Origin of the sequence: Paenibacillus sp. AD87, from assembly GCF_001659845.1 — a bacterium.
In the GTDB taxonomy this organism is placed as follows: domain Bacteria; phylum Bacillota; class Bacilli; order Paenibacillales; family Paenibacillaceae; genus Paenibacillus; species Paenibacillus marchantiae.
In genome coordinates this window covers 702,385-718,054 of record NZ_LXQN01000007.1, presented here as the reverse complement: position 1 = coordinate 718,054, position 15,670 = coordinate 702,385, and the positions used below count along the sequence as shown (strand labels likewise).

Sequence of the window (15,670 nt, the reverse complement as noted above, 5' to 3'; positions counted from 1 at the left end):
TGAGTATTTATTCGGAAGGAGAGTTGAGTATGGAATTTATTTACGAAGATGAACGACTTGCAGTGAGCGTTGTCCAAGCGATTCACACTGGGGATATTCCATCGCTAAGGAGACTACTCGCAGAAAATTCAGGGTTGGCCATGACAAGAATTATTGAAAGAGATCCTAGCAACGAAGGTGAGAGTTCTAGCATATCTCGAACGCTGTTGCATGTGGTGACAGACTGGCCAGGTCACTTCCCACATGGATCGGATACCGTAAAGTTATTAGTTGAGTTCGGTGCAGAAGTGAACAGTCGCTTCATGGGTTCGAACAACGAGACACCACTTCATTGGGCTGCGAGCTCAGATGACATTAACGTGCTTGACGCGCTTCTTGATGTTGGCGCCGATATCGAAGCGTCCGGTGCAGTGATCGCCGGTGGCACGCCACTGGACGACGCAGTAGCATTCGCTCAGTGGCGTGCAGCACGTCGATTGGTTGAACGGGGAGCGATTATTGCACTTTGGCATGCGGCTGCGCTTGGACAGATCGACGCAATAAAGGCCCATTTTAAAGGGGACAAGCTTCCTGAGCGCTATCCTTGGGGAGCAAGCAGCTCTTTTCCTCCCGACAAGGTTACCATCGCCTTCTGGTGCGCTTGCCACGGAGGACAACGACAATCAGCACAATATCTCCTTGAACAAGGTGCCGAACTGAACTGGATATCCACCTGGGATGGGTTAACACCACTGGACACAGCAAAACGTAGTTTTTCTCATGAACTAATTCAGTGGCTTGACCGTCAAGGCGCTAAATCTGCAAGCGAACTGGATTGATATTTGGGGTTACAGCAGTTAAGGTCTACCTTGCTCATAGACATATCGGATATAATCTTGTGCACTTTGGTTAATTTCTTCATCGGTTGCTTGGAATGAGGCACCGAAGACTGCAAAATACGGTAAGGCTACGGCGCCAACATGATTTATGCTGGCTTTGAAAGGCGTGACTACCTCATCTAAGGTAAAAGATACTGAACCCTCCCTCGTGTAATTTTCCTTCTTATCGCCAATGGACATGGCCAAGCCCATCTTTTTCCCATGCAGTTTGTTACCTGTTGATCCATACGCCCATCCATAAGTAAAAACATCATCTAGCCACTTTTTTAGCAAAGGCGGATAGCTGTACCAATATAACGGAAACTGCAAAATAATATGATCATATGCTTCGAGTAACTTCTGTTCTCTGGACACATCGATGTTCCAATCAGGATATGCTTTATAAATCTCATGGATTGTAATCTCGCTCGAGTGTTGCAGCAGCTCCTCTTTCCAGCGTTGATTTACTCTTGAAACCTCTATATTGGGATGCGCCAGAATGACGAGTGTTCTCATATTTACATTCCTTTCTCGGTTCAGTTTCAGACTTCTTTTTCGAATATGGCCATTATCATATAAGCCTGAAAAAAAGAAAATGCACACCCGAAAGTAAGATGGTTACTTCAAAGTGTGTATGGACTTCATCAGCCATATTGTGAGAAAATAATTAGTTATAGCACATCAACAAGATGTAACATGAACGAGGTGATATGTCATGAAGCAATATAACCTGGGAATCGAAGCGACACTCGAAATTATGGGCGGCAAATGGAAAGCGCTAATCATATGTTTATTAATGTCTGGCGTGAAAAGGACAGGCGAATTACAGCGCAGTATAGACGGTATCTCGCAAAAGGTCCTGATCCAGCAATTACGTGAGCTTGAGAAGGACGGCCTTGTCAGAAGACATGTTTACCAACAGATGCCGCCCAAAGTCGAATACAGCCTTACAGAGTATGGAGTTACCGCCAACAAGATTGTGGATGTGATGTGCACATGGGGGCGGGAAAATATAGCATTAAGGCAACAACAAGGAGAAGAAATTATACTATTGGAAAATAAAGAGCCTGCTCTTTGAGCTGGTACCCATAGAACGACACTTTGAAAAGAAGGAGACTAGAATTGAAAAACTATCTTGTATTTGGTGCTAGCAAAGGATTAGGAGATGCATTTGTCAGGGGTGTGCCCGAGCAAGGCGATAAAGTCTGGGTCGTGTCTCGCACGAAACCTGACAACTTGAAGCTGGACGATGGCGTAGAACGCATATGGATACAGGCAGATCTGTCTGATCTCCATGCATCCAAACAGATCTGCGATGCGCTTCAGAACGAGACTTTGGATGTTCTCATTTACAATGTGGGCATTTGGGAAAAAGAGGGGTTCGAGGACCACTATACGTTCGATAAGGACACCCCAGCCGACATCAGTAATCTGATTCATGTGAATGTAACATCCACTATTGTGTGCATTCAGGCCTTATTACCCCACCTTAGGAAATCAACAGCAGGCAAAATCATTCTTATTGGCTCGACTGCGGGTCTGAGCAATGCGAACAGTACTCAGGTATCTTTTGTGGCCTCCAAATTTGCCATTCGTGGGGTTACAGAAGCCTTGAGAGAACATACAAGAAAAGACCGAATCGCGGTTACGTGTATCAACCCGGGAGAACTCGCAGCCGAAGTTCCATATAAAGATGGCATTGACCGCGCTCTTTCCGAATATAATGGTACACGCATCCCTCTTCAGGATATGGTTTCTATCGTAAAATGCATCGTCAGCCTGTCCAATGCAGCCTGTGTAAAAGAAATTAACATTCCGGCAATTACGGATTTGAATGCTTAATTAAAATTTCAACGGGATTAAAAAGAATTTCCATGACAACCAGAGAAGAACAAACATAAAGAGCGCGTTGGAAACGTGCTCTTTGTGCTGCCGCAAAGGAAGTTAACATTTTATTAAATGGACTAACATATGGCTTAAATTCATTTCAATTTTAAAAAACCTCACTATACTTTAGTCCTGTCCTCCCTGGGCTAGGGTCTTGGACAAAGACTGGGCTTGAGTTTGTTCTGATTAGGATATATCCACTGCTATACTGCAAAGCGATATACATATTTTGATAAAAGGAGCTATCACAATGAGAACAAATTTCAGCACCATGCCCAGCACGAGTTCAGAGGAGGAAAAAGTCCAAAAAGCCAGGCGAGGACTGCTCGTTTTCTTTGCCATGCTCTTCCCGCTCTCCATCCTTAGTTATGTACTGATCATGAAAGCACCGATTTTCGGTCTGCTCCTCATGTGGACACCTGGCTTGTCCTCCATCTTCGCCCGTATCGTACTGCGTGAAGGCATCTCGGATATTTCCCTGCGAATTGGTGGAAAGCAGACACTGAAAACGTTGCCTTTCATCTTGCTGTTTCCAGTTGTCATTGGTTTATTTGCTTATGGAATCGCATGGATTACGGGGCTGGTTCAGTATGTTACACCGGACTCATTCATTGAAGGCCCATCTGGTGTTATCCTTGCAGGAACAATACTTTTTCAAATGTTTGCGGGTACTGCAATCGGTATAATCAGCAGTTCAGGAGAGGAGCTTGGCTGGAGGGGCTATATGCTGACTCGACTGATTAACGCCCGTGTACCTAGACCCGTGCTGACGAGCGGAATTATTTGGGGTGTATGGCACCTTCCCGTAATGCTTTTTGCAAATTATTATTCCGGTCCCTATCCAGCCTTATCGGTTATCTTATTTATGATTTCAGTGACCTCTTTCAGTTATCTGATCAGCCGCTTGCGCTTAACAACGGGCAGCATATGGCCTGCGATTTTCCTCCATGCATGTTGGAATGCCGTGATTCAGGATGCCTTCGATATATCTTCCAGTGGAAGAAACGTTCTGCTATGGACTGGAGAATCCGGAATATTAGTGGCTCTCGCCTTGCTGATTACAGCATGGATGATGTCGAGAAAGCCTCTTATCATAAGACAGCTATAAACTATTGTTTTAGGTGAGGATATATAAAACTTTTTGAGAAGACGACGTTGTTGTAGTCTAGTTAGCCAACGGGTTATGGCCCATTATCCTAATAACATCTTTGCACAAGAAGCGAGTGACAGAATTCGGAGCTAAGTGAACGTGTTGTCTAGGGAAGAACATCAAAGTCTTAAAATTGACAAAAGCCCGCAAAGTAGCGGGCTTTTCGATTTCCCGTCATTGGATCCTGGCTTTCAGACTAGATCACTTGTAAGAATGAAGGCTGGAAAATACATGCATGCTTTTGTGCTTTTGGATATGTTTCATTACTCTATTGAACAGCTCATCATTGAAAAGTCACTTTGATGCTGTCATGCACTCCACCAGTGCCCGCAGGGAGTAATCGGAGGTGGAACACAGCAGAATGCATGCGGCTGTCTGTGGCAGTGAGGTGTCATCATAGGGATTGCGCAGCACCAGATTCAGCAGTGGCTTAACCGCAGCCAAAGCCTCAGCCAGATCCAGCTGGCCTGTGAATAGATGGGCATTAAGGGTTCCCTGGATAACGACATCCACATCAGCAGCTTGTAGAACCAGGGACTTTATCTGCTCGGCATCCGGCTTCATTGCGCAGTAGCACGTTTGCACAGCCAAGCCTTCATCCCTCAACAGGGAGGCTAACCTGATCTCCGCAGAACCACTATTATCGGCCTGAGTCAATTGCTCCTGCTGCGGCAGTATCAGCAAATATTTCAGCGAATCCTTGAGTGGCAACAGGCCCTGCGGGTCCCGGCTAACTTTCACGGTCATACGAGCCAGCTTCAGTGCCGCCTCTCCCCACTGCTCTCTGGGAATCGGCTGTGCAGCCGCTTGGTACTGCCGGAATTGGTCATACAGCTGCCGAATACGAAGAACCGACTCGTCGATTTGCTCCTCATTGATTCGCCCATCCCGTACAGCTGACAGAATACCCGTGATGACCCGACTCTGAAACTCCGGCGTATGGCACATCAGGATCATATCGTTCCCCGCCTGAACGGCCAGTACCCCCACGTCTTCCGGGCTGAAATTTTTGCGAATTGCCCCCATTTCGATATCATCCGTGCAGATCACCCCCGTAAAGTCCAACTGCTTCCGCAGCAGTTCCGTGGCAAAAAAAGGACTGAGTGATGCTGGGAGTCCGCCCGATTCCGGGATGTTTGGAAACACCAGATGACCCATCATGATTGAATCCACACCGGCTTGAATTGCTTCAACAAAGGGAAGCAACGGACCCTCCATCAACTGTTCAATCGTCAGCTCACACTCGGGCAGGACAATATGCGAGTCTCCGCTCACTTGCCCGTGGCCGGGAAAATGCTTTGCCGTCACGGCTACACCTGCTTCATGCATCCCCTGAATATAGGCGCGGCCGAATTGGGCCACCAGCTGCGGGTTCTCTCCGAAGGAGCGAACACCCACAACCGGATTATCTATATTCGTGTTCACATCTAGCACTGGTGCCCAGTTCATGGGAATACCAAGGGAGTGCAGCTCACTGCCGATGATTTTACCGAGCAAACGGGCGGCTTCCGGATCTTCACTTAACCCGGCTGCCCTGTTGCCAGGGACGTAGGGAAAAAAGGACTTAAACTTGGATAGGGTTCCACCCTCTTCATCTACTGAAACGTAATAAGGCAGAGGACTACCACTCTCTCTAGCTATGTTCTTTACTTCAGCAAGTAGCGCATGTGTCTGCTGCTCGCTCTCAATATTATGGGGGAAGATGCCGATACCCCCAAATCGGTGCTGTGCCATTCTGCCGCGAAACTCCGGCTCGGCCCCAGTCGATGGTGTGCCTACTACGCACATCAGGGCTATTTTGTCTTCCAGACTCAATGCCTTCAGATCAGCTTGCGGATGGATTGCGTTCAGACCCAGTTCTTGATAGAGCGTGCGCTCCAGATAATCATGCAGATAGAACCTCGATTTCACAAAATGCTCCGCCATATCAGAGGGCTGGTAACGCTCCAGCGCAGCCTTCATCTGAGGCAGGACACCCTCACGTCCACGGCGGTTTCTCGTATAATTGTTATGGAGTGAGCGCCACTCCGCATCGTCTCCGGGATACAGCTCCCAGCGGTAGGCATACTTATGGATCGCCCGCGAACGATCTGTCGCCACCTCAAAATTATGCATGATCGCAATCAGTTCCGCTTCTTCCTTGTGCTCGCGCACTTCGTCCATCAGCTTCCAGATCACATCATAATAATCCTCCACCCTGTAATTGCCGAGAAGGTTATGTCCCGTAACAGGATCAATGCCATGAAACCGTTCCAGAAATCGGTCGATAAAGGTTGCGGTATCTGCCTTGCGGTTCCAGGCCAAATCTGCATGCAGCAGCATGGGGTACCAGGTGGTTTCAAAAATACCATACGGAACACCGAGGCTGAAAGGCCCCGTCCAGTTGGTAGCAACCACGCAGCCAAGATCCAGCTTGTCGGCCGTCTCTGCCCACTGAAGCAAGTTGTCTGTCCGGTTCAGCAGTACCGGGTAATTCTGGTGCTCAGCCCAATCAAAGCTGCGGACTGCTGGCGCTCCCATCACTTCAATGCCGAGCGCCCTGAATTTATTGGCATGCGAAGTAACCTCCGCTTCGATATTGCGCCCGTTGTAGATCCAGATCATGGCGACACTTCGCTGATCCAGCTTAGCCAGTTCCCCTGGCGGGCATTTATCCAGCATGTCATGCCAGAAAATCGGCTGTTTCCCCCGTTCTGCCGTAAATGCAATCAGACGGTTCAAAAAGGCGATAAAAGCTCGTTCACGCACGCTTCCAAACTCAATTTTGCAGCGTTCGCATTCGCATAGGCTATAGACCTCGTCACAGCCGAGATGGATATAACGCGAATCTGGATGAGCCTCGATCATCTCCTCAAGTAAGGTGGTTATCAATCCAAAGGTTTCCGGATGCGATGGGCAGATCTCCCCGGTGGACTGCTCTGTCTCGCGAAGATGCCGCCAACCTTCGTGGCGTAATACATATTCCAGATGTCCAAAGCTCTGCTGGAGCGGAATGATCTCTATAAAGTGCTCATGGGCGTTACTCTTCAGTTCTTCCAGCTGTGAACGACTTAACGCATGCTGTAGATGTGCGAACTCGGGATGCGACTGAAATGGGAACTTATCCTCGTATTCAATCAAAATTGCGTTCGTCTTATAACGGGCGAATTCAGCCAAATACTTCGTCAACAGTTCCGGCTTCGAGAACGTCTGACGCAGGTCAAAGTTCATTGCCCGCATAGGTGTATCCGGCCAGTCGGTTATGGACACCGCCGGGATGCTCCCATCCGGTCCAAGCAGTTGTACCAATGTCTGCAATCCATAAAATAGACCCGCCGCATCCAGTGCGTAGACTTCAGCCCTTCCCGCCGACACCTCCAGCTTATACCCTTGTGGACGTCCGGCAAGCCCAGTCAGATCCATTCTGTCTTGTTGAGTAAATGAAGGGACATCAGGAATGACCTGGCTATTCTGTTGCGCTCCCAGAACTTCATGAACTGCATGCGATCCGTGGTCCTCATCATTGACCACCTGCTTCGTTTCCTGCTCTGAGAAACGTCCGATTACTAACAAATAACCCTTTTCTATTCTGGAGCATATATATTCCATTCCCGGAAATGCCCTGCGGCAATGAATTTCCAATCTGGGATCATCCTGTTCCATGAAAAGACCCCATTTTTCCTCGCCATTCAGTCGCAAGGCTTCTCCTTCGCTCGCTGCAATTTGCTTCGGTTGTGGTATCAAGCTCGGCATCGCTCTCCTCCTATTCTCGGCTCTGTGGACTGATCCGGCCATTCTTCCAACACTGCAAAACACTTAACTTTCCACCATCGATGTTGAAGCTAACGATATCCGCAGGCGCTCCGACCTCAAGTCCGGCAGCCTGTTTAAGCCCAAGCAGCCGGGCCGGATGCACCGATGCACAGTCCCAGGCATCGGGAAGCCCGCACAACCCCGCTTCCACAAGATATCCTACCTGATCCGGCAGCATCATCGCCGAACCAGCCAACAGCTCAGGCTGGCCGGCAAGGTGCAGCCGACCTTCCGCCGTCAATACCACATCTCCACCGATATGCAGGTGGTAGGAACCTGGCGGCATACCGCTCAGCGAGACGGCATCGCTGACCAGAATGGCGCGATTTCGTTTCATCCGGAGAATTACGGCCAGCACGGACAGCGGAAGATGATGACCATCCGCTATCATGCACCCATACAACTCATCGGCTGCCAGCTGCTCCCACAGGTAGTTCGGATGACGAGGAAGCATCAGGTGTGCACCGTTGCCAAGATGTGTAGACATCACTGCTCCTGCGGAGACTGCTTCCCTGATCTGCTCTGACGTTGCTGCCGTATGTCCAATCGAGACAAGAATGCCGGATTCGCAGCACTGGACAATAAATGAAGCTGAACCAGGCCACTCCGGGGAAAGGGTAATGATGCGAATCAATCCTTCGGCGGCTTCCTGCCAACGGGTAAGGGCCTCCCAATCAGGCGGAACAATATGCTGCCTTGGGTGGGCGCCGCGTGGGCCATCCTCCGGCGAGAGGAATGGGCCTTCCAGATGAATGCCCACAATCCCCTCGGCTGCATCCGGGTTCAGCCGAACGGCTTTTGCGATGACGGAAGCCGCCTCAGCCAGCCGTACGGAACTGTTCGTAATCAACGTCGGGCAATAGCTTGTAACACCTTGGCTTTGCAGCTTCCGGGTCAGCTGCACTACCGTATCTGGACATAGCGGAGCTGTATTCAGATCCAGCCCCCATCCGCCGTTCACCTGTAAATCCACCAGTCCGGGCGCAAGCCAGGGCAGGCAATCTACGGGAGGCGACACTTCAAGTTCAGTAATAGCAGTAATACGTCCCTCTCTGATCCCGACCTCAATGGGCAGCCCTGTTCTGTAGTGCTTCCCGATCATTGACACGTTCACAGGCCGTAGGCTTCCCGGTCTGTGAACATCGTGATTCCGGGATGTGTACGCAGGATAGTGGCAGGACATGCCGTGCTGATCGGATCATGTAAAGCTGCCGCAAGTGCACGCCGCTTGGATGCTCCCGGTACAATTGCGAACAGCTCCCTTCCAGCCATCAACGTTGGCACAGTCAGGGTCAAAGCCTCCGCAGGCACATCATCCAGATGGGCAAAGCAGCCATCGTTCACCTGCTGACGGCGACAAGCTTCGTCCAGTTTTACCGCTTTGACGATCCTCGAGTCTTTAAAATCGGCAACAGGCGGATCATTGAAGGCGATATGCCCATTTTCTCCGATCCCGAGGCAGACGATATCAATAGGAGCCGCACGCAACAGTTCCCCATATCTCTGACACTCCTGCTCCACATCGTGTAGCCCATCCAACAGCTCCACCCGCCCAGGCTGCACCCGATTGAACAGCCGATTCGTTAAATATTGACCAAATCGCTGGGGAGCCGTTGGCGGCAGATACATATATTCATCCATATGAAAGGCACAGACCCTTGACCAATCAATACCTTGCTCCCGTACCAGACCTTCATACAATTCGTTTTGCGAAGGAGCAGCAGCGAACACCATGCGTACCTGACGCTCCGAATCCTGAAGCAGCTGTCTTAATCTGGCCCCAACCGCAGCTGCAGCCGCTGCCCCCATCTGATTCCGATCAGCATAAACCTGCACAGACATATGCTCAACGATATGAGTCTTGAGCGGTTCCACCAAGTCATTCACATTCATGTGCTTCCTCCTCCTTCAAGCCATTTCTCGTCTGCTTGTTCAGTTGCTGACATTCAACATCAGCAGCGTTGTATGCGGCGAATCATGACCTACTGCGTAGTAATAGCCGTTGTAACGGATTCTGCGAGGTTCAAAACCAACCTGTCTGCCCGGTCCCACCGCTTCCGAGACAAGCGTCACGCTCCCATCCACTCCGGTTGTCCCGCTGGTGTAACGCCCCGCCGAATAAGTAAATCTCCCCTCGACTTTCGCCCCCGCAAGTACCGCGCCTGTATCATAATCTCTGACCTTCAGAGTGACAGATACCCCTGATCCCCCATAGACCAGATTCATGTCCGTTACAATCAGTGGCTTCAATGGGGTGCTACCAGTGGTCGCCGACACTTCATCGGTGAGAGGCCCGATATTGCCACGCAAATCACGGGCCGCAATACGATAATAGTATGTCGTATCCGGCAGCAGTCCCTTGTCCTGGTAATTCAGGGCGCGGGCGAGTCCAACGATATCCGTAGCGACAGGCGTGAACCCCTGCACGGTACTTCGGTATATCACATAGCGTTCCACTTCCATGTTATCCGAAGCCATTCCATAATTCAGATGTACAGTCTGATAATCAGTCGCCTCAATGGAAGGAACCCCTGAAAGGGCGGAAGGAGCTTCCTGATCATCCGGCGCTGTCCAAACTACACCGCCCGGCCCCCAATAAGAAGGAAGTGCCCGGTAGGAATCATAGTGATGGACGGCAATACCGCCAAAGGCGCTGCTCTGCCCGTAAGCTGCATATACCTTATCTAGCTCGGCTTCCATGTGGATACGCCCCTCCTCCCAGAAGGTAATGGTCTCCGGGTCTCCGCTATTGGCGATATCCAGCGTTTCCACACCAATCACCACGGAATTCGGCTTGCCGATCTGATCCGCATAAGCCAGCTCTCCAGCAGCCCCGGCAATAATGCCAGCGGAGCCATCCGCCGTATCCCGGTAATCCATAATGGAGATATAGTCGGAGATATCTTGAACATGCTCAGACAGCCATTTGCTGGATCCATTCCATGAAATATTCGCTGCTTGATCCGATGTGTCATACCACTTGGGCACAGCAGGGCCGAACGGAAGCCGAATACCTGCGGTATCCCGGCGATCAATCATCTTTTGCAGGCCATCCAGGTATTCCTTCTGCAGGAAATGACTTGGGTCTTTAAAGTCGGGAGAGATATAAGGCTCAATATCCACATTGATGCCGTCAAACTTCTCCGTATCCCCCGCTGCAAGATTGTAATTGATCACCTGCTCCATTTCCTGCACAGCATGATGGTGATATTTCTCGTAAGCGCCCATATAGGCCGGTGTAGTGCCGCCTGCAATTAACGCATGCACCTGCAAATTTTTGCTGTGCGCCCAACTCACGAAAGAGCGCAACTCCACTTCCTGGGCTTCCAGTGCATCGTATCCGGCATAACCGCCTACTGCAAGATAAAGCGTCTGGACCGGTGTTTGGCCAAATGTCTGCGTATCGGTGATGAATGACTCCAGCACCTGGCGCGATCCAGGGTTCAGCAGCAGCTTATAACTCTCCGGTTCCCAGATCCACATGGCCCGCTCCTGTACAGGAAGAGGAGCGGCAGTCTCATGCGTCCCGGTTCCAACCTGAGCATACACCGTCGGGCTATAACCATAACGCTCCGGTGCGCTGGCCGCTCTGGCCTCCAGACTGACCGTACGATCGCCAAGTCCCGCCGTGTCCCAGGTGTATACATATGCAGGCCCTTCCTGAACAGCTTCCTCCCATGGCCCACGGTTCACCCGAACCTCTACCAGCATGATCGGAAGTGGAGAGCTGGTCTCGACAGAGATCTCCACCTGGCCGCTAAGAGAAGCGCCCTCAGATGGTCCCGTGATGGTTACTACAGGAACAGCACCTGCCGGGTTATTAACGGTAAGGATGGCAGGCGCTCCCCATACCCCGTAACGGGTGGATGTATCCAGTCCACGAACCACCAGTTCCACAGTCCCGTTATAAGCTGAGGTATCCAGCATATAAGACCAAGTGCCGCTGTCATCCCCATCTGGATCATTTAATACCACTTCGAATTGAGCCGTTCCGTCCACAAACAGTCGAATGTCATACAGGTCGGTATAACTGCCCCCAATTTCCACCACACCTCCATCCGATACATATCCGCCCGCAGGCGCGTCCAGTGATATTGAACCCGCCGCTTCTGCCTTGCCAGGGACAGCTATTCCAATCGTCACCATACAGATCAACAGAAACAATCCCAGTTTGAATCCGGAGTTCACACGCAGATGCTGCTTTTTCATAAGCGAAGCCTCCTTTTGCCATTCTGTAATGGTCTAGGATTTCTGTGCCGTACATTCGCTCATTTCGCGCTCAGCTGAACATTCTGAACACGGTCATACGCTTCCTTATAGGTGTTCAGCAGCTTATCTACCCCGAGATTGTTGATCTCCTCCACATACTTCTCCCAGTCCGCCAGACTCCGGGAACCCGTAACAAATTTGGCAAAGCTCTCGTCACGGTGCTTCTTGATCGCTTGACCGGTAATGGATATGACCTCATTTTCCACTTCTGTAAAAGCGGGTCTTGGCTGCATTGCGGGAGGATCATATTTGACCGCTTCTTCATAGGCATGCTTCAGATCGTCCGAGAACAGCGACAAGTGGGCGTTGAAATCAATCCAGGTATAGGTCCCGCTGGTCTGAAGCCCTGTCTGCTTGCGCATTTCAATGACATCGTTATACTCCGGCTTGAATTTGATCGTATCGCCTTCCTTTATAAAAGTCTCGCCCTCTACCCCCCAGCTGCTGAGTGTACGTCCTTCCTCGGAATAGAAAAAGTCCATGTACTTCATCACATCATCAATGTTCTTGGAGGTCGAGGCCACCGTCAATCCGCCTTCCATATAATGAAAATACGGATTCAGCTGTTTGCCCCCTGAAATGCCTGCCGGAGGGGCCAGAAACTGCATGTTGAATTCCGGATTCTCCTGCTGCATGGCATTATTGAAAAAGTCAATCCGGCTAATATAATCAATGGTCACAAATGATTTTCCAGTCGAGACCATATCCTGCCACTGTTTGGTTTGCAATGATAAGAAATCGGGCGGGACCAACCCTTCATCATAAAAACTTTTCCACATCCCTACCATAGCCTTGTAGTTGTCTTCAGTCGGTCCATAACGCCATTGCTTCTGGTCAAAATCATAGTAGGCTCCCTCACCCGTTCCGTAGTTCACCGTCATATTGGCATTCATCTCATCCGGGATCTGACCGTAGCGAATCGAGAGCGGGTAACTGTCCGGGTATTTCTCCTTCAGCGTCTTCAGCGCCGCATGCAACTCTTCATAAGTTGTTGGAACCTGAATGCCTTCCTTGTCAAAAACATCCTTGCGGTACATCCAGATCATACGATTCGTCTCGCCGAAGCCCTGATTGGGGAACATATACATTTTACCGTCGGCGGACAGGGCAGCCTTCGCTTCCTCGGGATATTGCTTCATCCATGCCTTCAGATTCGGCATACTGTCCATATACTCCATCAGATCGACCAGTGCGCCCTGCTGACCAAACTTGTTCGAATCCTTGCGATTGGGCATATACATCAGATCAGGTAGCGTTTTGGAGGCAATCGCCAGGTTCAGGCTTTCATCCAGCTTGCCGGAAGGTGTCTGCACTTCCAGCGTGACGCCCGTCTTTTCCTTCAACCAGCTCCAAATGGGCCAGCTCTTGGAATAAGGAAAAGTGGCATTGTTGTCCAGCAGGGCCGTAAACGTCTTTCCCGCCCCGGTGGAGTTATCGGTTATTCCGGTACTGTTCCCCTTGGTATCTGTTTGGGGGTCGGCACCCTTGCCGCCGCTGCACCCTGCCACCATCGTTACTGCAATCAGCAGGGGAAGTATTACCGATTTCCATTTGCCCATAAGCTTCTCTCCCTTAATCTGAATTGGCGGTGCATTTCTTGCCTCACTTAACCTTTGACAGCACCAACCATGGCTCCTTTGACGAAATACTTCTGTACAAACGGATAGATGACCAGAATCGGCAGGGTTGAGACCATAATGGTCGCATACTTGAGCGATTCCTCCACGACCAGATTATCTCCCCCAATGGATGTTACGTCGCCTGAGCTTGCGCTGCCGGCCAGCACGAGATTACGCAGCAGCACTTGGAGCGGAAACAAATCGGGAGACCGTAGATAGAGCAGCGGAAAGATAAAGTTGTTCCACATACCTACGGCATAGAACAGGGCAATCGTGGCAAAGGATGCCTTGGACAGCGGCACAATAATACGAATGAAGATGCCAATATCGTTCAGGCCATCCATTCGGCCCGATTCCTCCAGCTCTTTGGGGATGCCTGAGAAGAATGTGCGCATCAGAATGAGGTTCCAGGTGCTGACTGCCCCCGGGAGAACCATGCCCCATACGGTGTCCACCAGATTCAGGGAACGGACCACCAGAAAGGTCGGAATCATCCCGCCGCTGAAGAACATCGTAATGACAATTAGGACGGTGAAGCTATTGCGCAGTGCCATGTCTTTTCTGGACAGTGCGTAGGCTCCAGTGGAGGTAACCACCAGTGAGATCAGTGTGCCAAGCACGGTATAAATGATCGTATTTCGGTAAGCCGTCCAGATTTGCGGATCGCCCAGCACCAATTTGTACATGCTCAGATTAAATCCCTTGGGCCAGAAGGAAATATTATTTTGGATGACGTTTACGTTGCTGCTGAGGGAAACCGCCAGCATATGAAGGAACGGATAGAGCGTAACCACTACAACGAACAGCAGGATCAGCGATGCCACAACGTTAAACCAGGAAAATCGGAATGAGTTCACGCCACACCTCTTTCTACCATAGACTGGTCTCACTTAATCGGCGGCTGAGCCAGTTGGCCGTATAGATGAATATCAGACTGATGACACCCATGAACAAATCAATGGACGCACCATAGCTGAAATTCCCCTGTACCATGCCTACCCTGTAGACATACGTGCTGATAATATCCGCCGTATCGTAGATCGCCGGATTCTGCATCAGGAAGACTTTCTCGAAGCCGATCTCCAGCACTTTGCCGATATTTAGAATCAATGTAATGACGATCGCGGGAGATATACCGGGCAGTGTAACATGCCAGATTTTGCGCAATCGGCTTGCTCCGTCCATATCCGCGGCTTCATACAATTGCGGATCGATGGCCGTCAGCGCGGCCAGATAAATAATGGTCTCCCAGCCGATATGCTGCCAGATTTCTGACAAGACATAGATGCCCCGGAACAGCCCAGGCTCATTCATGAAATTAATCGGTCCAATGCCGATACCTGCCAGCAAATTGTTAATCAGTCCTCCGGTTGGGGACAGAAACATAATCACCATACTCGCCACAATTACATTTGAGATGAAATGCGGCAGATAGCTGACCGTCTGTACAAAACGCTTGAATGCTGCCTTTCGTACCTCATTCAGCAGAATGGCCAGCAGGATTGGAGCCGGGAAGCCGAACACCAGCTTATACAGTCCCAGCAAAAACGTATTCTTCATCAGCGGCCAAAAATCGGGATTCTCCAGAAACATCCGATAATATTTGAATCCCACCCAATCACTGGCCCAAATTCCTTTAAACAGATTGTAATCCTTGAACGTGATGACCAGACCAAACATCGGCGCATAACGGAAGATCAAATAATACAGGAGGCATGGCAGGAATAGCAGCCATAGCGCCTTGTTCCTGTTCCAGGTTCTGATCAAACGCGACTTCCGCCGAGGCGGCCGGTGCGCTTCCTTCTGCAGTGTGCGTTGCGTTACGCTAGCATCAGCCATCGGCATGCCCCCTCTTGCTTAGATGAGTTAATTCGACTTGTATGTCAGCTAACTTACCCTGGGATTCTGGGGTTCGTCTCCGAATTATAGCTACAAACCTTTAGAAAGCGCTATCTACATGTTATATAACTTTTCGCCTTTACTCCTTTTTTCCAGATATCCGCGTATAATTCAGTAAAAGTGTATATTGTTTGTGTCAGCTTTATGCCGCTATGATAGGATTAAACCACTCGATCCGGGGCTGTACTCAAGGGGGA

12 protein-coding genes are annotated in these 15,670 nt (G+C 50.2%); 4 read left to right on the top strand and 8 right to left on the bottom strand.

Translation table 11 applies throughout. The annotated features are described in order from the left end of the window. Positions 1-62 precede the first annotated feature (62 nt). Positions 63-818, top strand: coding sequence for an ankyrin repeat domain-containing protein (locus tag gpAD87_RS03265; RefSeq protein WP_231952427.1), 756 nt, complete (start codon positions 63-65; stop codon positions 816-818). An 18-nt stretch (positions 819-836) separates the two neighbouring features. Here gpAD87_RS03265 and gpAD87_RS03260 read toward each other — a convergent pair whose 3' ends face one another. Further along, a complete protein-coding gene (locus tag gpAD87_RS03260) occupies positions 837-1,373 on the bottom strand; it encodes an NAD(P)H-dependent oxidoreductase (RefSeq protein ID WP_063565430.1) in 537 nt (178 codons plus the stop codon). Positions 1,374-1,572: 199 nt separating this feature from the next. On the opposite strand from gpAD87_RS03260, the gene gpAD87_RS03255 reads away from it, so the two are divergent. The 3 genes from gpAD87_RS03255 (at position 1,573) to gpAD87_RS03245 (ending at position 3,852) form a co-directional block, all read left to right on the top strand. Continuing rightward, a complete protein-coding gene (locus gpAD87_RS03255; RefSeq protein ID WP_064636196.1) occupies positions 1,573-1,935 on the top strand; it encodes a winged helix-turn-helix transcriptional regulator in 363 nt (120 codons plus the stop codon). Positions 1,936-1,979: 44 nt separating this feature from the next. Then, complete coding sequence (locus gpAD87_RS03250) at positions 1,980-2,699, top strand: SDR family NAD(P)-dependent oxidoreductase (RefSeq protein WP_063565428.1); 720 nt, start codon at positions 1,980-1,982, stop codon at positions 2,697-2,699. A 295-nt stretch (positions 2,700-2,994) separates the two neighbouring features. Beyond that, on the top strand, positions 2,995-3,852 hold the full coding sequence (locus gpAD87_RS03245; protein WP_064636194.1) for a type II CAAX endopeptidase family protein: 858 nt from the start codon (positions 2,995-2,997) through the stop codon (positions 3,850-3,852). A gap of 336 nt (positions 3,853-4,188) precedes the next feature. On the opposite strand, the gene nagZ is transcribed toward gpAD87_RS03245, so the two are convergent. Genes nagZ through gpAD87_RS03205 form a run of 7 tightly spaced genes read right to left on the bottom strand, consistent with a single transcriptional unit; the run spans position 4,189 to position 15,413 of the window. Further along, the gene (gene nagZ / locus gpAD87_RS32425) at positions 4,189-7,626 is read right to left on the bottom strand and encodes a beta-N-acetylhexosaminidase (protein WP_231952426.1); all 3,438 of its coding nucleotides are present in this window, start codon (positions 7,624-7,626) and stop codon (positions 4,189-4,191) included. A gap of 10 nt (positions 7,627-7,636) precedes the next feature. Continuing rightward, positions 7,637-8,800 (bottom strand): N-acetylglucosamine-6-phosphate deacetylase, encoded by a 1,164-nt coding sequence (locus gpAD87_RS03230; RefSeq protein ID WP_231952425.1) that lies wholly within the window; start codon positions 8,798-8,800, stop codon positions 7,637-7,639. Beyond that, the gene (locus gpAD87_RS03225; protein WP_064636190.1) at positions 8,797-9,579 is read right to left on the bottom strand and encodes a glucosamine-6-phosphate deaminase; all 783 of its coding nucleotides are present in this window, start codon (positions 9,577-9,579) and stop codon (positions 8,797-8,799) included. The genes gpAD87_RS03230 and gpAD87_RS03225 overlap by 4 nt, the downstream gene beginning before the upstream one ends. A gap of 39 nt (positions 9,580-9,618) precedes the next feature. Next, positions 9,619-11,895 carry an Ig-like domain-containing protein gene (locus tag gpAD87_RS03220; RefSeq protein ID WP_064636188.1) on the bottom strand — a complete coding sequence of 759 codons (2,277 nt, stop codon included), beginning with the start codon at positions 11,893-11,895 and terminating at the stop codon, positions 9,619-9,621. 59 nt (positions 11,896-11,954) lie between these two features. Beyond that, the gene (locus gpAD87_RS03215; protein ID WP_064636186.1) at positions 11,955-13,514 is read right to left on the bottom strand and encodes an extracellular solute-binding protein; all 1,560 of its coding nucleotides are present in this window, start codon (positions 13,512-13,514) and stop codon (positions 11,955-11,957) included. A 47-nt stretch (positions 13,515-13,561) separates the two neighbouring features. After that, on the bottom strand, positions 13,562-14,431 hold the full coding sequence (locus gpAD87_RS03210) for a carbohydrate ABC transporter permease (protein ID WP_064636184.1): 870 nt from the start codon (positions 14,429-14,431) through the stop codon (positions 13,562-13,564). Between the two features lie 13 nt (positions 14,432-14,444). Beyond that, positions 14,445-15,413, bottom strand: a complete 969-nt coding sequence (locus gpAD87_RS03205) for an ABC transporter permease (protein WP_082934991.1) — start codon at positions 15,411-15,413, stop codon at positions 14,445-14,447. Positions 15,414-15,670: the final 257 nt, after the last annotated feature.